8 protein-coding genes are annotated in these 20,450 nt (G+C 46.6%); 3 read left to right on the top strand and 5 right to left on the bottom strand.

Features of this window, described 5'->3' with window-relative positions; all coding sequences use genetic code 11:
• The first annotated feature begins 33 nt into the window (after nucleotides 1-33).
• Nucleotides 34-696 (top strand): fumarylacetoacetate hydrolase family protein, encoded by a 663-nt coding sequence (locus EXT47_RS16935; protein ID WP_130127118.1) that lies wholly within the window; start codon nucleotides 34-36, stop codon nucleotides 694-696.
• 34 nt (nucleotides 697-730) lie between these two features.
• Here the strand turns inward: EXT47_RS16935 and EXT47_RS16930 are convergent, their stop codons facing one another.
• The 4 genes from EXT47_RS16930 to EXT47_RS16915 are packed head-to-tail and all read right to left on the bottom strand — an operon-like array spanning nucleotide 731 to nucleotide 17,393.
• Nucleotides 731-1,984, bottom strand: a complete 1,254-nt coding sequence (locus EXT47_RS16930; RefSeq protein ID WP_039493479.1) for an MFS transporter — start codon at nucleotides 1,982-1,984, stop codon at nucleotides 731-733.
• Nucleotides 1,981-6,093 (bottom strand): non-ribosomal peptide synthetase, encoded by a 4,113-nt coding sequence (locus EXT47_RS16925; protein WP_130127117.1) that lies wholly within the window; start codon nucleotides 6,091-6,093, stop codon nucleotides 1,981-1,983. The genes EXT47_RS16930 and EXT47_RS16925 overlap by 4 nt, the downstream gene beginning before the upstream one ends.
• Before the next feature lie 3 nt (nucleotides 6,094-6,096).
• Nucleotides 6,097-12,408 carry a non-ribosomal peptide synthetase gene (locus tag EXT47_RS16920; RefSeq protein ID WP_130127116.1) on the bottom strand — a complete coding sequence of 2,104 codons (6,312 nt, stop codon included), beginning with the start codon at nucleotides 12,406-12,408 and terminating at the stop codon, nucleotides 6,097-6,099.
• A gap of 2 nt (nucleotides 12,409-12,410) precedes the next feature.
• Nucleotides 12,411-17,393 carry a non-ribosomal peptide synthetase gene (locus EXT47_RS16915; RefSeq protein WP_130127115.1) on the bottom strand — a complete coding sequence of 1,661 codons (4,983 nt, stop codon included), beginning with the start codon at nucleotides 17,391-17,393 and terminating at the stop codon, nucleotides 12,411-12,413.
• Nucleotides 17,394-17,554: 161 nt separating this feature from the next.
• Between EXT47_RS16915 and purT the strand changes: the two genes are divergently transcribed.
• Both purT and EXT47_RS16905 read left to right on the top strand, forming a co-directional pair.
• Nucleotides 17,555-18,742 (top strand): formate-dependent phosphoribosylglycinamide formyltransferase, encoded by a 1,188-nt coding sequence (purT, locus tag EXT47_RS16910; RefSeq protein ID WP_130127114.1) that lies wholly within the window; start codon nucleotides 17,555-17,557, stop codon nucleotides 18,740-18,742.
• On the top strand, nucleotides 18,739-19,632 hold the full coding sequence (locus tag EXT47_RS16905; protein WP_039493490.1) for an aldo/keto reductase family oxidoreductase: 894 nt from the start codon (nucleotides 18,739-18,741) through the stop codon (nucleotides 19,630-19,632). The genes purT and EXT47_RS16905 overlap by 4 nt, the downstream gene beginning before the upstream one ends.
• 140 nt (nucleotides 19,633-19,772) lie before the next feature.
• Here EXT47_RS16905 and EXT47_RS16900 read toward each other — a convergent pair whose 3' ends face one another.
• Nucleotides 19,773-20,444, bottom strand: a complete 672-nt coding sequence (locus EXT47_RS16900) for a TorF family putative porin (RefSeq protein ID WP_045987792.1) — start codon at nucleotides 20,442-20,444, stop codon at nucleotides 19,773-19,775.
• Nucleotides 20,445-20,450: the final 6 nt, after the last annotated feature.

Genomic DNA, 20,450 nt, shown 5'->3' with positions numbered 1-20,450 from the left:
AACCGGAGCTTATGGCAGTACAGAGAGGGTGAAATGTATCAACATATTGATAATGAAAACAATAAAATAAGTCTACCAGCGGGAAAAATCGTTTGTGTTGGTAGAAACTACGTAGCGCATGCCAAAGAGCTAGGTAATCCCATTCCAAGCAGTCCGCTGTTGTTTATCAAACCAGCAACGAGCTTAGCACCATTTAATAATGAAATGATGTTGGACGCCGCACTTGGCGAACATCATTATGAGGCCGAGCTTGCACTATTAGTAGGCACCAAAATTGATGCAAAAACCCCTGCGCCTCTCAAGCATATCGCTGGAATTGGGCTGGCACTCGATTTGACATTACGAGACTTGCAAAGTGAGCTAAAAGCACAAGGGCACCCATGGGAGCGGGCCAAGGCCTATGATAATAGTTGCCCAATGACGCCTTTTGTACCATGTGATGAAAACACCTTTGCTGAGTGTATTGAATATCGTTTTTGGCAAAATGGAGAGCTTAAACAGCATGGCGATTCTAGCTTAATGATTTTTCCAATCACTGAGTTGCTAAAGGACATTGCTCGCTACTTTACGCTTCAGCCAGGAGATATTGTCTTAACAGGAACACCAAAAGGGGTGGGGAGCCTAGCGCATGGCGATGAACTTACACTACAGCTGAAAAGCCATACTCCTTGGCATGGCAAACTTGCGATAGATTAGATTCTCGCTTTTATGTACATCGCTGCGTAGTCTGTTACGACTGCGCAGCAACGAGCTCAGCTTCCGGTTGATTGATTGTGCTCGAGCAGCACAGCATGATAGCAACGAGTGAAATTGCGCCTAATATTATCCAGCTGATAGTCAGGCTGACGTAGCCCAACAGTAAAGCGGTTAACGCAGAGCCGAGCAAGCCACCAAAGCGAGTGGTCAGTGACATAATTGACTCCACACTGGCTCGCACGTTATCGCTACTCAGTTGATGTTGTAGTTGCAGTTGTGCCGGTTGCGCTAGTCCCATACAAAGATAAAAGCACAGCAGGGCTACAATCAGTAATGGTAGTGACGTAACCCAAGCAAGTAACAGCACAAAGGCTAATTTGGCGAAATGAGCGAACGCCATGACATATCCTAAGCGTTGACCAAATAGAGAACAGATCGGAGCGCTGATCGCAGCAGCGACGCCATTTAATACAAATCCAGCTGCCATCATTGCTGGGAATATCCACGCAATAGAGTCAACTGGTGCACTACTATAGCGCTCTGCTAGAGCAGGCCAAAACTTCTCTATGCTACTGGCAACAGGAATTGCAAAAACAATCACCAACAGCAGCCTTTGCATACCACTTTGCTTACAAGTTGCCAGCATGGTCTTAGCTTGGCTAATCAGGCCTTTCTCAACCACCTCTTGCTGAGGTCTCGTTGACTCTTTCACCACGACAAAAGTACATGCAAATACCACACACAATACCACTATCGAAACCAAGATTAAGGCTTGATACAAGTGGTTGAGCTGTTGTGTTGGGCTAGTAGCAAACGCCAAAAAGAGAGCGGCAAATAAAGCGGCACTGGCGCCGATAAGATAGCCAATACCATACACTTTACCGAACCCTTTATTCAGTGGCTCATCTCCTTCAAGCTTTTGATAAGTTTCAACAAACCATGCGTTGAGCGTGCCAGTTAACGACGCCTGACTTAATCCCCAACATGCCATGGCTAAGCAGACGTGCCAAAAGTCTTCACTCAACAATAAAAGTAAGTTGCATACAGCGGCAAACACCAAAGAAGCTAAAAATACTTTGCGGCGACCAATGGCATCTGCCGCAATACCACTTGGTACTTCAAACACCACGATAGTGATAGCCATGACCACCATAGCCAAGGCCACATCTTGCAATGCTAGGCCTAAGTTCAGCATGTAGGGCGTAAAAATAGGGAGCACCAGCATACTGGCAAACATAGTTAATCCAAGGTGGATGCCGTATCGTGTAGCAAATTGTGAACGAGTCATGCGCGTTGCTCCACAGTGGTTGCGGCGCTATTCGTTTGCTGCATTAACGCATTAATGTGTGACGCGATGATAGATAAGTCTTTCGCGTCGGTCATGATTTCATCGTGTGCACTTTCAAGCGTAATATAGTCTGCATTGGCAAGTAAGTTTTCAAAACCATTTCTGTCACTTGCAAACGTCCGCTTATACAGCGCAGGTATGTCTTCCACTTGATGGATCAATCTCAGTGCCGGAAGTGGAATGGCCTCATCACTGACATGATCGGCGATAAAGAAGCTCACAGGGAAGGTAAACGCCGTCGCGCTTTGAAAGTATTGAGTAAAGTCTAAAAATGCTCGGGCGATGGGTTTAGCGTCATCGTCTTGCGAGCGGATATACTCTTCTTCGGCGGCCTGACGCGCTGCTGAAGTAAGTCTTGGTAAGACGGGGTCAATCAAAAAGCAGTGGACAATTTCTCTACCCATTTCGGCCAAGTAACGTGCCACTTCCAGTGACAATGCCGCACCTTCACAAAAGCCACCCAAGTAAAGTGGGCCAGTTGGCGATACCTCTGTAATACGCTGAGCATAATAGCGCACCATAGTATGCAAGCTGATGTGTTTGCCTGTGAACAGTTTGATATTTTCTAATGCGTGAATGCGCAGGTCGGGCGCGAGTTTTTCACACAGAGGTGCAAAGCTATCAGCGGTTGCTGCTGCTGGCATAAGGTGAAGCAGAAACTCACTCTGTGGTGCATTGAAAAAACGTGAAGGAGCGAAATGCTCATGGGCAAGCGCAGCGTCAATTGCTTGAGTTTCACTCATGGTGGCAAAATCAAGTCGGGTCTGATTATCAATAAATCTTGCCAGTTGCTGCACTGATAGGTGTTCTAGGATAAGTTGTGGAGTTAGCTGCCAATTACGCTTGCTTGCGGCACCACAAAAGCTTAATAAACTAATGGAGTCGGCACCTTGCTCAGTCACTGCCGTCGCACAACAAAGTGGACTCTGGCCTAAAACATCCTGCCAAATGGCCTGCACTTCCTTCTCTGTGTTGGTTTGTGGCACAACGAGTTGGTGCTGCTTTAGCTCAGGTTCTGGCAACTTAGTTTTGTCGAGTTTGCCGTTGAGCGTTAACGGTAACGCCGAAAGGACAGTGAAGCTATGTGGCATCATATAACTGGGAAGTAACTTGGTAAGCTGAGTTTTACAGTGGCTGAGTGCCGCAGCTTGATCGGCTGCGGGTTTGATGACCAAATAAGCATGCAGCAAGGTCTGAGCCTGCTGCTTTTTAGCAATAACCGCACAACTATCTATATCCGCCAGCTGATTAAGATGATGCTCAATCTCTGCCAATTCAATTCTAAAGCCTCGCACTTTGACTTGTTGATCGCCACGGTTGATATAACACAGTTGCTGTTGTGCATTCCAATACACTAAGTCGCCCGTGCGATAGTACTTTTGCATTGAGCCAAACAGATTTAGGGATACAAACTTTTCGCTGTTGAGTGTTGGGTTATTGAGGTAACGTGCAGCCACGCCATGTCCACAGACCACTAACTCGCCAGGGCAACCAAGTGGCAGTAATTCGTTATTGCGACCGACTACAGCCACTGCTCGCCCTGGGATTGGCTTGCCGATTGCTATCTCAGACTGCTGTTTAGACATCGTTTGCACTGTGGTAAACGTGGTGCACTCAGTCGGACCATAACCATTGATAAAGTGTTTTGGACAAGATGTGGACGCCAGCAATTTATTTACCATCGACTCTGTTAATGCTTCACCACCAACGAGTAAATGAGTCAGAGAAGCGAAAATATGCTCGTCTTGCAGCAATAAAGTGTCGAACAGTGAACGGGTTAGAAACATCGAAGTGATATTCAGCGTCTGCAATGTTGCACTGAGCTGCGCTGCAGAATTAAGGCTGTCCTGATAGCCTAAGTTCACCTCGGCACCGTTGAGTAATGCGCTCCATATCTCAAATAGAGTGGCATCAAAAGCTGGGTTTGCGAGTTGAATAAAGCTATCTTGGGGCTGATGCTGGTAGCTATGATTATCGAGTGCCAAAGAGCTAATTGCGGCGTGAGAGAGCAATGTGCCTTTAGGGTTTCCTGTCGTACCTGAGGTATAAATAATCGTCGCGACTTCGCTAGGTGCGATGCACATAGGCTCAAAATCCACCGTGATATCAGTATCTGCCAGACTGGTATCACAGAAAACTTCAGCGATATTGTTGTGGTTGAGTGTTGCCAATGTTTGGCTATGTTCACGCAAGGTAACAATTACATCGGCATTACTATCACTCAGTTGATATTGATGACGCGCCACTGGGTCTTTGAGCGATAGTGTTGTGTATGCCGCGCCGGTTTTTAGTACCGCCAACATGGCAATCACAAACTCAATGTCGTTTCGCATGTAGAGTGCGACGACTTTGGGTTCAGGGCAGACTGCCAAGATTGCATTGGCAAGTTGCTTGGCTTGGTTATCAAGCTCTTGGTAGCTCAAGGTTTGATGGCGATTACTGATAGCGGCTTTATTTGGATAACGCGCTACTATTTCAGCAAACTGGTCGGTGATACTTGCCACGCTCGGATAGGCGTGTTGCATTCCACTTAATTGATATTGTTTTTGCTGCGCCGTGTTACTCAATAAAGGTAGGCTATAGAGAGGCTGTTGGGCGTTTTCAGCTGTTAGATATGCCTGTAAAACCGTTTGATATAACTCGAGGATCTGCTGCGCGTATGAGCTGGAAAAAAGTGCCGAGGCATAAGTTAACCCTAACTCAGTGGTCTTCCCTGCACTCAAGTGTAATGTTAAATCAAACTTCGCTTGGCACTGCTGGCTAAGATCAAGGTCAACGCTTTGCCATAAGGTATGATGCTGCTCAGGGGCAAATTGACTACTGCTAAACAACGTTTGAAATATCGGGTGCATGCTAGTGTCGAGCGGCACGTCTAAGCTATTCTTAATGGCCTCAAACGGTAAGGCCTGATGTTGCTTGGCTTGATTAACGACTTGATTAACTTGAGTGAACCAGCGCTCAAGTAACATCGTCATGTCGATATCCGCTTTAATCGGCAATGAGTTAACAAAATATCCAAGTATGTTTTGCTGCAGTGCTGTTGGACGGTTCTCGCTCGGAATACCAACAACAAATTGACGTTGATGACTGAGTAGCGCAAGGGTGTGATACCAAGCCGCAAGCCCAAGTGTATTAATACTAATGCGGTGCGTTTTCGCTGTTTGTTGTAACTTTAGCGTCGTACTTTCATCTAGCACAATGCTCTGTATCGCGCCGCGATGATCAAAGGTGGCTGGGCGCGACTGAGTTTGCGCAAGTTTTAATGGTTCGTAATCAGCCAATTGAGTTTGCCAATAACGTTGACTTGTTGCTTGTCGTTCACGTTGGCCGGGTGTTGCCATGTAATAAGCATAATCACTAAATTGTAGACTCAGAGGTCGATTCTCTCCCTCATAGAGTGATGTCAATTCTTGTAAAAACAGTCCCAAAGACCATCCGTCAAAGGCGATATGATGCCAGACAAAAAACACATGTTGCTGCTCCTTTGAGGTGATGACATAGGCACGAAATGGTCGAGAATGCTGTAAGCTAAACGGCTCGTTAAAGAAATGCTCGCACTGCTCATGCAAGTTTAGATTACCAAGCTCATGATGCGTCACGACAAACGCCTCATTGGCAGGCTGCTGTATCGTCTTTCCTTGGTGATCATAGGCCACAACCATATCTAGCGCACTGTGGCGGATCACCAGTTGTTCTATTGCTGCTGTGAGTTTTTCAATATCGCAGTGCTTGGCGATTTTGAGTAGGCATGGAATATGATAAGTACTTGCCGCGTTACTCACTTCTTGCGTAAACAGTAGTTGTTGCTGCCCAAGCGTAAGCGGAGCGCATCGCGTTTCCAATGGCAAGATAGACAGTTCATCAAAACGAGCTTTGCTATCTATGCCTTGCCTTGTGAGGTAGCGTAACAACTGTGGCTTATTCTGTTTTAACTGCTCAACAATTGCTTGGCCTTGTAAATTCACGTTGCTAGCAATTTTTAATTTATCCTCTTGCTGCCAAACGCTTATCCCACTTTGTTTTAGTTCATAAATAAATGATTCGATCATGCGTTATAACTCCATTTCAAATTCGCAGTCTTCGCTACTGGCGAGCGCGTTTAGCTGTTGTTCTACTTGCGTGGCAAATGCGTCAAGTTGTGGGTAAGTCAGTAAGGTCGCAACGGCAATTTCGTTGCCGAGCGCTTGACTACACAGGGCGGTAACTTGTGCTGCCTGTATGGATGAGCCACCCAAAGCAAAAAAGTCGTGTTGTAGGCCAATCTCTGAGACTTTAAGTACTTGCTGCCAAGCATTGGCAAGTTGTTGTTGTAGTTCCGTCTCTGGCGCGATATAGGTAATACTATCTTGCAGCATTGGGATGATGAGCTGTGTGGTATCAAGTTTGCCATTTACTGTCATTGGAAGTGCGTCAATCTGTGATATCGCAGCAAGCTGCATATAGCCTGGGAGTTGTTGATTCAACCATTGGAGAAGGTCGTTTACATCACACTTAGTGTTGGCGTTAAGTACGACATAACCCAACAGCACTTTGCCTGTTTCATTTAAATGTAAGTGTGCAACGGCATGCTCAACATCTGGATGCGCTTTGAGTTTATACTCGATTTCGCCTGGCTCGACGCGGTGACCATGTAAATCCCATTGTTTGTCAGCTCTGGCAACAAATTCGAATTCACCTTGCTGATTTTTACGCACTAAGTCTCCGCTGCGGTAGAGCTTTTCGTCAGAAAAGTGGTTGTTGTCACCGCGAAGGCGATAGTCAATATAGTGTTTTGCCGTTTGCTTTGGTGCCTGCCAATAGCCCAAACCGACGCAATCACCGGCGATGTATAGCTCACCCAAAGCGCCGTCCGGTAAAATCCGCATAAAAGAGTCCAACACATAGCAGCGAGTGTTACGAATAGGCTTACCAATAGTGATAGGTGTATTGGGATACACTTCACTAAGTGTTGCGGTAACACTTGTTTCACTTAATCCATATTCATTGAAATGATGCTCTGCCAACTTGTGGCTGACTGGGTCTAAACGAGAACCACCGGAATACAATACGGTTAAGTTAATATCCGCTATCCACTTTGGAAACTGATTGATAAATACCGTAGGAATAAACGCGACGTTGACCTGTTTAGCTTTGAGATAGCGGCACAGCTGTTGTGGATCTTTGCGTATTGGCTCTGGAATGATTTCCAGTTTGGCGCCGGCTGCTAGGGCTGGGAATATCTCGCAAATACAGGCATCAAAAACATATTCAGCATATTGACTAGTGACTACCTGCGTATTTCCCTCTAATTTATGGGTGTTGCGCTTCTCGCTGCAGAGGTTAGCAAGGCCTTGGTAAGACAGCATCGCCCCTTTTGGTTCTCCCGTCGTCCCCGAAGTAAAAATGAGGTAAGCCAGCTTGTCTGTTGCATGATTGTTGGCTGAGAATGGCCGTAGTTGAGTACTTTGCTGTAGTGTCTGTACATCAAAGGTCAGTGTTGGTAATGCATTCCAGCTGAGTGGTGTGCGGCTAAGGAGCAGTTTTGCCTGCGCTTTTGCCATAATTTCCTGGCGACGAGCAACGGGATGATTGGCTGAGAGTGAAACAAAGGGCATACCCGCTTTTAGCGCCGCTAGCATTGCAATGGGGGCTTCTATACCTTTATCAAAATATAGTGCAACTGGTGAGCCTTCGTCATTGGATGCAATCAACTGTGCTGCTAAGTGATCAGAAAACAAGTCTAGCTCGCGGTAACTCACGGTTTGCTCGGCGAAGCTTAATGCTGTGCGTTCTGGATACGCTGCTACTGTCTTCGCAAATTGCACTAAAAAAGCGTCATTTGGTTGTGATAATCGAGTTTCTGAGATGACTTGCTGTAGATACTCAGTACTAACTAAAGGACATTGCAGTAAAGGCTTCTCGTTGTACTGACAGAGATTTTCAAGATAACGGCAGAAAAAATGCACAAATTGTTGGCAGCGGGAAGACTGATAACGACTGCGAGCAACAATAAGCTGACCAATCAGTTGGTCTGGCATATCTTTAATCACCAAATTCCAGTCAAACTTGGCCGGGTGATATTGGTTTTGCTGGGCGGTGTCGCTGGCGACTTCAAAATGTTGATATTGCGCTGTTGGTAGTGAGAACTGATCAAAGGTAAAAAACACTTGGAACAGTGGCGATACACCCACCCCTCGGATCAACCCAAGTTGCGCGGCAATTGACTCTAGTGGCAATTGTTGGTGAGACTTTGCCGCAAGTAACAGCGTTTGGCTTTGTCTTAGATAGTCAGAAAAACTCTTATTTAAGTCGACATGCAGCGGCATCGGTAAGGTATTAACAAAGTAACCTAGCGTATCTTTAAATGCCGAATCGCGATTATCGGTGGGGGAGCCAACGACGATACTTTCACGACTATCCCATGCACACAATGCGAGCTGAAAAGCACACAGTAGTAAGTTGTACATAGATACCTGATGTGATTTTGCCAGCGCCCTTAACTCTGCTGTTAGTGTTGCTGAGAGGGTAAAGGGGAATGCTTCACCTTGATGATCAAACAAAGCCTGTCTTGGCTCATCGGTTGGCCATGGGGTGACATCAATATCAATCAAGTGTTGCTGCCAAAATGCTGCGGCTTCGTCGTATTGTTGTGTTGATTGCCAATATGCATAGTCGCGAAATTGCAGTGAGGTTGGGGCAAGTGAGTGTCCCGATAGCAGCGTGTTCAGCTCATCCAACAATACTTGTGTAGACCAGCCGTCGAAGGCTATGTGATGAAATACCAGTAACACCCCAAATTCATCATCTTGGTGATACAGTCCGAGCCGCAGCGGCGCATCATTTTCAAGGTCAAATGTCTGAGCGATAAATTCACTATGCGGCGTGTTTATTAGAGTTTCGCATGTTGGCATGCCTTGCTCATCTTTATATGCCCAGCGACCTTGTTGCTGTTGAGTATAGCGGGTGCGCAAAATAGCATGACGCTCAACCAGCTGATAGATTGCGTGTTGTAACGCTTGCTGTTGTAGCCCATTTTGGCATTTTAGCTGTAGGGGGATATGAAAAGCGCCAGATTGTGTAGCTAATTGCTCGCTGGTAAGCATCGCTTGCTGCTGCGCGGGCACGATGATTTCATCAAGTGATTGTGATGTTGATGCGACCGGTAAAGGCTCATTGGTGTTGCTAGCTTGTTGTGATACCAGTTGCGCTATCGTTTTGCTTTGCAAAAATTGACTCAAACTGATGTCAACGTTACAGCTAGAGTGCATTTTAGCCACCAATGTCATTGCACTTAAAGAGTGGCCGCCCAAGGCAAAAAAGTCATCATCAATGCCTACTAGCTCAACTTCAAGTTGCGTCTGCCATAGATCACAAAGCTGTTGCTCTAATGGCGTGCGTGGTGCTCGATATGGTGTCTGTGATACTAGTGCGACGCTTGGTAAGCTGCGGCTGTCCACTTTACCAGAGGCGAGCACAGGCAGTTGTTCGAGCCAACACGTGGCACTTGGCAGCATATAATCTGGCAATTGTGGTTGTAGCCACTTCACAATCTCGGTGTGAGAGAGGGTTTGGTCGCCAGTAAAATAAGCAATGAGATGGTTGTTTTGCTGTACTTTGACGCAAGCTTGGTTGATTTGCGGGTGCAGGTTAAGTAAGTGTTCTATTTCTTGTAGCTCGATGCGATAGCCACGAATTTTTACCTGCTCATCGGCACGTCCTAAAAATTGGATCTCGCCGTTTGCCAGATACCGCGCCTGATCGCCCGTGCGATACATACGTGTTCCGTGCCAGTTAATAAAGCGCGACGCCGTCTGCTCTGCAAGGTTAACATAGCCTCGTGCGACACTTGCGCCACCAATCAGGATCTCTCCTTGACAAAAGGGTGGCAGCGCCTTGAGGTTGGCATCAACGATTTGAATATCAACATGAGCCAGCGGTGCGCCAATATTATTGAAATAGCGTGAGTGTAGCGGCTGATGGTTTGCTGTTGCCGTTACTGTGGTTTCGGTTGGACCATATTCAATATGAAGAAGAGGCGTCCATGCCTCCATGAGATTGCGGTCACAAGGCTCACCACCCGTGATAACACGACGTAGGGCATGGTGGTCGGGCGGCGTACCGATGGCACTTAAAAATGCCGGAACTGAGACTAAGTGACTGATCTTTTGGCTAACGAGCGCGTCACGTATCACGGCTGGCGACTTTGCACTTGCCTCATTCATGATCACCCAGCAAGCACCATTGAGCAGTGTTAAAAAGAGTGGCTCTACGGACGCGTCGAAAAAGTACGGAGCCAGACTCAGTGTTTTTTCACTTGAGTTAAAATTGTAAGCCGCAGTTGCGCTTTGAACCAAAGCCTGAACTTGCCGCTGCTCTACCATAACGCCTTTTGGTTTGCCGGTACTTCCAGAAGTATAAATAATATATGCAAGTGATGAATGACACGGTGAGTGTGCTTGATCTGAATTGAAAACAGGAGCTGGTTGTTGTGCTAACTCGTCAATGTTTTGCACCTTTGTGATTGCGCTAAAACACATGGCCGTATTCAAGGTTGCTTGATGACAAAGTAGCAGGTTAGCACCACTGTCTTGCAACATAAACTCACTACGTGCTTGGCCTTGCTCTGGGTTGAGCGGTAGATATCCAGCACCCGCTCCAAGCGTTGCTAATATGGCGACTATCATCTCTGGACTGCGCTCAAACATCAGCGCGACAACAGGATTTTGCTCGTGGATCAACTGTGCTTGGAGTTGCAAAACCAGGTGCTGAACACGCGCAGCGAGTGTTTGGTAAGTAATGACCCCATCGTTGATTTGTAATGCTGGTGCATCTGGAGTTGCTGAGGCGCAGGCCAAAAATTGTTGATATAGTGATAGGGTTGAAGTTTGCTTAACGGTGGTCGCTGGTGGCTTTGTACTTGGGTGAGACGTTGATAATTGCTCAAGGGCGACGTCGCTGTGTTCTACCTGCTGTACCAATAATTGCTGATAGGTGTGGGCAAATTGCTGTGCAAACGCATCATCAAACTTATTGGGATCAAGACTTATCTGTCCTTGCAAATTTGTATTGCTATCATCAAATGCCAGACGGAAATCACATTTAATCGGGTTATATAAAGACTCGTTAGTAAAAGCATCAACCGCTGAAAATGGTAACGCAAACTCGTCCATAAGCTCGCTGGCAAATCTCTGTACACTAAACATCAGGCTTGGCTGAGGTGAGTGTTTTCCCTCACTCAAACAGGCAACTTGTTGATCATAAGGATAACTTTGGTATTGTTTTGCGGCGCGCACGGTCTCATGAACTTGCTGCACGAGGCTGGCAAAACTTTGGCGATAATCTAGCTTCACTCTAAGCACTAAGGTGTTGACAAAAAAGCCAATCATTTCTTGCGTTTGCGGGTGATCTCGATTATCCGATGGCGCACCAATCACGATGTCTGTTTCACCGCTATGAAGTGCCAAAATATAACAGTAATGGGCAAGCAACACGCTGTACACTGTGGTATTTAATGATTTTGCTAGGGCACGCAATGCCTGACTTTGCTGTGGTGAAAGCGCAAAATAGTGCGTGAGCGATTCGGTTTCGTGTGTTTGTGTAGCGAACAGTGGTGCAATTTGTGTGGCATGAGCGCCTGCAAGTTGCGTTTGCCAATAACTGTGTGCAGCGCTTTGTTCTTGCCTTTGTTGCCACTTGGCAAAGTCAAAATAGCTTAATGGCTTAATGCTTTCTCCTCGTAGCAAGCTAACCAGATCGCGCAACATGACTCGCATTGACCAAGCATCAAAGACGATATGATGCCAAAGGAAAAGCATAAAACGCCTTTGCTCAAGCTCAATAATACAGACTCTAAAGGGAGCTTGGGTATGGAGATCAAACGGCGTGTGAATGTGCTCTCTTACCAGTGTTTGTACATGAGCCAAAGTGGTTGCTCGGTGAGACTCGACCGCAAGAGGTTGTAAGGTTGCTCGGCAGTTAAAATGCTCAGCATCGGTTTCAATCACACTCGTTAGGATAGGGTGATGGACAAGCAGCTGTGCTAGTGCCGAGATTATGTCTTGTTGCTGCGCTGGATCATTCAGCTCAACCAGCATTGGAATATGATAAGCACAGGACTTTGGTGCACGTTTGTCTACATACAGCAACCTTGCCTGGGCATTGGAAAGCGGCACTGGTTTTAATAATGGCCAACTTAAAAAGGCTGCTTCGGAGCAGATCTGGTGGGCGCTTAGTAGCGCCAATAGTTCAGCTTTATGCGCTTTGAGTGCCGTTAGCAAAGTTGGCGCTACGTTACCCTCATATCCCAGTGCCAAGGTATTTTGCTCAGACACCCACACGCGCAACTGCTGCGCGTGAAGGTCGTTCAGTAAAGATGTTAACTCCATGACTATAGCTCCATCACCTGCGAAGAGGTGGTGGCAGGTGCGTCTTGAGATTGGGTGATATCACCCAGCTCTATGGTGTCTAGGTATTGCGCCAGAGCCGCAACCGATGGGTTGGCAATGATCGCTGATAACGGGATCGCAATCTGGTGCCATTTATGGGCATTGCGCACGAGCTGCACTGCTAAGATGGAGTTACCACCTAGACGATAGAAATTATCATGGATACCGACTTGTTCCAGTTCTAATGTGGTTTGCCAAATTTGGCACAGCGTCTGTTCAAGCGCTGTGCGCGGCGCGGCGTATTGGTTTGATGATGACATCTGCGGTAGCGGTAGTGCTTTGCTATCTAGCTTTCCGTTTACGGTGAGTGGCATCGCCGTGAGTTGGGTGATGCTATCCGGTACCATATATGCTGGCAGCTGCGTTCGTAGATGGTTAAGTAACAGCTCGGCGTCAAAATAAGCATGGTTTTCCATCACAGCATAGCCACTTAGCGCCGTTTGATTTTGGCGTGTATAGGTGATCACTGCTGCTTCTTTAACACCGCTACAGCTGAGCAATTGGGATTCGACTTCACCAAGCTCGATACGATGACCCCTGATCTTCACTTGGTTATCCAAACGACCTAGGTATTCTAAATGACCGCTTGGTAATAATCTGGCGTTATCACCGGTTTTGTAAACGCGAGTGAGTTTGCCATTGAGCGTTAGCTCGAAAAAGCGAGTGGCGCTCAGCTCTGGTTGGTTCAAATACCCAATCGCCAAACCTGCACCAGAGATAAACAGCTCTCCAGGACAACCTACAGGTACGGGACGTAACTGACTATCCAGCACCCAAGCCTGCATATCATTGAGCGGCACGCCAATGTCAGCAATCTGGGTATTCATGTTAGGATGTAAAGGTTGATAGGTGACATGTACTGTGGTTTCAGTAATACCGTACATATTGACCAATTGAATACGCTGACCAAAGCGTTGCCACCAAGGACTCAGTTTATCGTAGTTGAGCTGCTCACCACCAAAGATCACAGTGCTAAGGCTATCGAGCGACGCCGCCGCAGAAATGGCAACATCACTAAAATTATAGAATGCACTGGGAGTTTGGTTAAGCACGGTGACAGCAAATTGCTCACACTGCTTTACAAAACCAAAACTGTCTCTTGCTTCTTCGTAGCTTGGAATAAACAACCGACCGCCATGACACAGTGCTCCCCATATTTCCCAAACACTAAAGTCAAAAATCGTATCGTGATAAAGCACCCAAGTATCTTCGCTATTAAAGTGGTAAAGCGGTTGACTGGCAGATAGCAAGCGCGCAACATTTTTATGGCTTTGAATAACGCCTTTAGGTTGGCCCGTCGTACCTGAGGTGTAAATTATGTAGGCTGCAGAATCAGGCGACGGTTGGCAAAGTGCAATATCGCAAGGCGCGAATGTATTATCCAAGTTTAACAGTGGCCAATTTGATTGCTCATTTTCGCTCAAGCTTTGCTGACTTATGGTGTTAGTTAATACTAACTTGAGCTGAGCATCGTCAATAATAAAAGCATTGCGGGCAGCTGGCGCTCTTGGCGATAGCGGCACATAAGCGGCGCCAGCTTTCATGATGGCGAGCATTGCAACTACTGTGTCAATGCCAGGCTGCAGGTATAGGCCGATATACTCAAGTGTGCCATACTGCTTAAGAATATGTGCTGCAAGGCTGTCTGATCGAGTACTTAACGCCTGATAGCTTAACTCTGTTTGACTGGTGATAAGTGCAGTTTGCTGGTTGCGCGACTGCGCGTGATGCGTAAATAGTGACAGTAAATCTTGGCTTTGGTGCTGCGCTATTTGAACATCGCGCTCAACATGGCTTTGTAAACTCAACTGCTCAAGTGGTAATTGCCCATCAACGCTGATAAGTTGCGCGAGAATATGACTAAAGTTGTCACTTAAGGCATCGATAAACCAAGGGTCATAGCGGTTTAAGTCAAATTCCCATAACATAGTGACCGAATCATCCTGATCTTGCCCCATTCGGGTGAGCACCACGATATTAATCTCAAACTTAGCCGCTTGACTGCTGATCGCCTCGAAATACTCAATATCATCTAACCCTGGAAGCGTGAGCTCTGGGAGTGGTGAATCATGGAAGCTAAAACAGATCTGGAATAACGGGTTGACGCCTTTGATGCGCTCAGGGTTTACGTCCGCGACGACTTCAGTAAATGGTAGGGTTTGATTGGCCAGCATATCGTTACTGACTTCAAAACAATGCTGTACCAGTTGTTCAACAGACATTTCTGGTGTTTGCTGTACTCGCGCCACTACGGTGCTGACGAGCATACCAATGGTATCATCCACATTGGTGTAGCCTCGGTTTGCAACGCCAGAACCAATACAAATATCCTGATCGCCACTAAAGCGCGAAAGGACAATATTTAATGCCGCAAGGGCAACGGCGAATGGCGTGATCTGATGCGCTTGGCTGTAGGCTTTTAAATTGTTCCATAGCGAACGAGGCAGTTTAACTCGGTGTGCGCGACCACGTTCGGTTGCGGTTTCGCCGAGACGAGAAACAGGTAAGTTAATACGGCTTGGTGCGTCTTGAAGTTGTGCTTTCCAAAATTGACGTTGCAGCTCGGCTTGCTCTGTTCCCAACCATTGATGCTGATAGGCTGCGTAATCGGCGTATTGTGTGATTTTTGGCAAAGTACCTTGGCTTGCGCCATTCAAGCGCTGTTTATAACAACTAAATAGGTGATCAAGGAAGATGTTAGAAGACCAACCATCATGTACTAAGTGATGTTCAATATGAATAAGTACATGTTTAGATTCGCTAATTTTTACAATTGCCCAGCGTGCCAGCGGTAATTGGTCAATCGCAAAAATATCATTCATATGACCATTAACGAGTTTATCGACCTCAGCTAATGCTTGTGCTTCTTGATACTCACTAAAGTCAAAGTAAGGCACGTCTTGCTGGTAGTGCTTTGCAATATACTGCAGCGGCTCATGTAAGTCGTAGCTAGTACGGAAAATCGCATGGTTATCAACGATATCTTGTAATGCACCTTGTAGTGCAGGTACATTTAAATCGCCACTGAAGGTGATTGTACACTTTGCATGATAGGCTTTATCGCTTGGATCGGCTTTGGCTAAAAACCAAATCGCGCGTTGTTGCAGTGATAGCGGGGCGACTTCCTCAAAATCAGCACCGCGCTTTGGAATCGCAATGGTTTCAAAGTGTTGAGTTTGCATTGCTTGCCATACTTGTCCAGCACTACGATAGCGATAGATTAGGTGTGTTGGCACGCTTAAGCCGAGCTGCTGAAATAACTGGTTGCTAAGGTTGATTGCGGAGATGGAGTCTCCACCTTGTTGGAAAAAATCTTGTTGCCAGCCAAGGCCAGGCAAACAGAAACCTTGAAACTGTGCTAAAAAAGCTTGCTGTTCTTGGCTAAGCTGATCTTGCGGTTGGTCTTGTTGGCTACTTAATTCGTAATTAGCGAGTGCGCGGCTATCTACCTTCCCGTTTTCGGTCATGGGTAATGCGTCTAAACATTGATAGTGATCAGGCAGCATATAGTCTGGCAGTAGCTTTTCTGCTAACTGGCTGATGTGTTGTCCAAGGTCTGCTGTAGGTTCACTATGAGGAACGATAAATGCTACCAAGAACTTAGCATTACCTCGTTGTACTACTTGGCAGCTTGCAAGTTTTACTGCCTCATGTAGGGCAACAACTTTTTCTATTTCACCTAACTCAATACGAAATCCGCGTAGCTTAATTTGGTTGTCATTACGACCAACAAAATGATAATTATCACCGTCAAAACTTACTAAGTCGCCAGTTTTATAAAGTCTAGCGAAGTGCACAGGGTCGACTTCTGCTTGATAATAGGGGTTGGCGATAAATCGAGATTTTGTGAGTTCAGGACGGTTCAAGTATCCTTTAGCCAAACCTGCACCACTAATATAGAGCTCGCCGATAGCGCCATTGGCTACTTGTTGCAATTGCTCATCTAGCACATAAAGTCTGGTATTCACAAAAGGTTGACCAATATTAAATTCGGAGTCGGCATTGGTATATTCATTGGCGCAGGTGCACACGGTATATTCGGTAGGACCATAACCGTTAAACACTCGCGTGACTTCTGAAAGTCGAGAAAGCATTTCTAGATTTGGGGTTTCTCCAGCGACGATTAATTTGCGCATAGAGCGCAAATCTCGGGGGTCCATCAAAGCCAGCAATGCAGGAGGGATAGCGCCAAATTGAATCGCATTTTTTGAGATCAATTGGCTTAGCGCTTTGGCATCACGTCGCTCGGTTTCTGTCGTTACAAATACAGTTTGGCCCAACATGATATGCACGAGCAGCTCAAATACACTGGCATCGAAAATATAAGAGGCAAACATCATAACGCGGTCAAGTTGGTCTAGTTCAAAGCGGCCAATTTGTGACTCGGCTAAATAAAGTAAATTTTGGTAAGGTACTTCTACGCCTTTTGGCGTGCCAGTGGTGCCCGAGGTGTAGATCACATAGGCAATATCACTCATTTTATAATCAGGAGTAACAAAGGCTTGCGTTGCAGGAGATTCGATCAACACTTGAGGTGTATGGCCAAATTGTGGCAGCGCTTGATAATGCCCATGGGTGACGATAAGCGCCGGTTGGCTATCTTCAAGAATAAACTCGCAGCGAGCTTTGGGTGCCTCAGTGGAAATAGGGATATAACCCAGTCCTGATTTGATTGCCGCTAAGATCCCCACGACCATATCAATGCCGCGCTCGAGATATAGTGCCACATAAGGCGATTGAGATTGGCTCAGGTTCGCTTGTTGTTGAATATTCGCGGCGACTCGTGTTACCTGCTCTTCAAGTGCTTGATAGGTGACTTGCGTACCGTTAAATACCAGTGCAACTTTATTGGCGTATTGGCTGAATGCCTGCGTTAATAAGATCTGCGGCTGAGTGCTGTAATCAATAGGAGACTGGGCGGTCATTGAAGTAATCCTTTAAATATAAAAATGCTCTTGTGTACAATATGTAAAGAATGTGTTTGAAATGTGTATTTTGTGATTTCGAGTTGAATTGCCGTCTTCTCAGCTTTTGCATATGACAAAAAGTCGCTACCATGGGGCATCAAACCAACCAAGGAATCATCATGAAAATCAAACCTCTGGGCACGCCCTTTTCGGCAACTGCTTGCAAAGTATTACTCTGCGGTGGTGGCGAGTTAGGAAAAGAAGTCGTTATCGAATTTAAGCGCTTAGGTGCAGAAGTGATTGTCTTAGATCGCTACGACAATGCGCCAGCGATGCAAGTGGCAGATCGCAGCTATACCTTGTCTATGTTGGATGGTGAAAAACTCAAAGCGATTATTGAACAAGAGCAACCTGATTATATCGTGCCGGAAATCGAAGCCATTGCGACGGATAAGCTGGTGGAATTAGAGGCTGAAGGTTACACGGTGGTGCCAACCGCCAAAGCGGCTCAACTGACCATGAACCGTGAAGGGATCCGCCGTCTTGCCGCTGAAACGCTTGGGCTTGCTACTTCACCCTATCAATTTGTTGATACCTTGGCAGACTTTAATGCTGCTGTCGCGCGTATCGGTATGCCATGTGTGGTTAAGCCTATCATGAGCTCGTCAGGTAAAGGGCAAAGTGTGATTAAAAGTGCCGCGGATATCGAAGCCGCTTGGCACTATGCTCAAGAAGGTGGGCGTGCAGGTCAGGGCAGAGTGATTGTGGAAGGTTTTGTTGATTTTGACTATGAAATTACGCTGCTAACCGTACGCCATATCGATGGCACGAGTTTTTGTGAGCCAATTGGACATGTGCAACAAGACGGTGATTATCAGCAAAGCTGGCAGCCGCAGCAGATGTCAGCACTCGCGCTAGAGCGCAGTAAAGCGATGGCTGAAAAAGTCACGGCAGCACTGGGCGGTCGTGGTCTGTTTGGCGTTGAACTCTTTATTAAGGGTGATGAAGTTTACTTTAGCGAAGTCTCACCAAGGCCACATGATACCGGCATGGTTACGCTTATCTCGCAAGATTTAAGTGAGTTTGCGCTGCATGCTCGGGCAATTTTAGGTTTGCCTATTCCTACCATTCACTTCAATGGGCCATCAGCATCTAGCGTGATCCTTGTCGAAGGGGAGTCAACACAATTACAGTTTAACAATCTTGCACAGGCGCTTGCAGAGCCACTAACGGATATTCGTTTGTTTGGTAAACTAGAGGTGAGTGGCAAGCGCAGAATGGGTGTGGCGTTAGCGCGCGCAGACTCGGCTGAAAGTGCTGTCGAGAAAGCCAAGCAAGTGGTTGCAAAAGTAGGAATTACGTTATGAACGCAAATACCCGCGTACTTGACCCATTCGTATTGGGGTTTTGGCGGCTATTAGATTGGCAAATTACACCGCAAGAAAATTTACGCTTTTTAAAGCAAGCGATTGAGCTTGGAATACGCGATACAGATCATGCTGATATTTACGGTGAGTATCAGTGTGAGGCGGAGTTTGGCAAAGCCTTAGCGCTTGAGCCTAGTATTCGAGAGCACATTCGGATCATCACTAAATGTGGCATTAAGCCCGCATTTCCAAGCTTGGGATTAGCGGGAAAGGCGAACCACTATGATTCGAGTAAGGCGCATATTATTGCCCAAGCGCAGCAATCACTAAAGCATTTCGGCACGGATAGGCTGGATGTGCTATTGATCCATCGCCCGGATTATCTGATGGATGCTGATGAAGTTGCCGATGCGTTTCATACCCTCAAACAAAACGGCGATGTGCTGCATTTTGGGGTCTCGAACTTTACACCCAGCCAGCTTGCCTTATTGCAATCAAGACTCGATTTCAGTTTAGTGACCAACCAAATTGAGTTTTCACCTTATGAGATGAAAGCGCTAGACGATGGCACGCTTGATCAGTGCCAACAACTGGGTATGAACCCTATGCTGTGGTCGCCGCTGGCGGGGGGCAGAATATTCTCTAGCGAAGATGAAAAAGCCAAACGCCTGCGTGCGGTGCTACAGCAAGTGGGTGAAGAGATTGGTTGCACTGAAATTGATCAAGTGATCTACGCATGGCTTGCGATGCATCCATCGAAACCTGCTACTGTGCTTGGAACGGGAAATATCACTCGAGTTGCCAGCGCGTTTGCTTCACAGTCACTTAGCATAAACCGCGAGCAGTGGTATCGCATTTGGACGGCGTCTACTGGGCATAGCGTACCATAAAATGTTACATGCGTGGATTGAAGCCAATTTACGCACAGTCTTACAGATTTAGCCACAAAAAAAGGGCCTTTCGGCCCTACGTGTTGCAGCAAGTAAAAAATAAGGTGTGCGGCTGTCACAGGGCCGTTCACCTTTGGTCATCACAGATTAAAATCTAATCCATAACTTACGTATGCTTTTATATCATCGCTACTGTCTAGGTCGGTTTTTACTAATCCAAAGGTAAAGCCTTGCGTAGATAAACTCACCCCGTAATCCATATAAGCGTCGTCTTCTCCTGTCCACTCAAGCACTGTGTCTCCGCTGGAGCGACCAATATGTAGAGTTAATTCACTGTCTTTAAAAATGGGGAAGCTGGCCGACACTTCGGCATATAGCATGTCTTCTTCTGTGCTTGAATCGCTTTGCGCTGTGGCTAGGTGGCTGAGTTTAAACGTAAAGTATTGCCAGCCAAGCGCGGCGTAAATCTCGCCAAAATCAATATCTCCACTGGCATCGGGATAGGCGTAGTGGATATAACCGAAATCAAAACTCATGCCCTTGATTTCGCCAGCGTAACCCGCGTACAGATCCATTTCGTAACTGGCTGAGTCGCCAAAGTCGATGTTAGAGACCCAAGTGCCCGCATAAAACCCAGACTCATTGCTATAATCCAAGCCGCCAGACACCGCTGCGCCGTCATCAGTCTGGGTGATACCACGCCAGTAATAATTTGAGCTTGCCGCAATATTCGCGGTCACTTCCGCCTGAGCAGAGACACAAAAGCACGCAGTCAGGCCGCCGAGTAGCATAAGTAAAGGTTTGTTTTTCATTCTGTT

Origin of the sequence: Pseudoalteromonas sp. CO342X, from assembly GCF_004208915.1 — a bacterium.
Taxonomy (GTDB): domain Bacteria; phylum Pseudomonadota; class Gammaproteobacteria; order Enterobacterales; family Alteromonadaceae; genus Pseudoalteromonas; species Pseudoalteromonas maricaloris.
The sequence above is the reverse complement of the archived record's forward strand: the minus strand, read 5'-3'. Positions and strand labels throughout refer to the sequence as shown.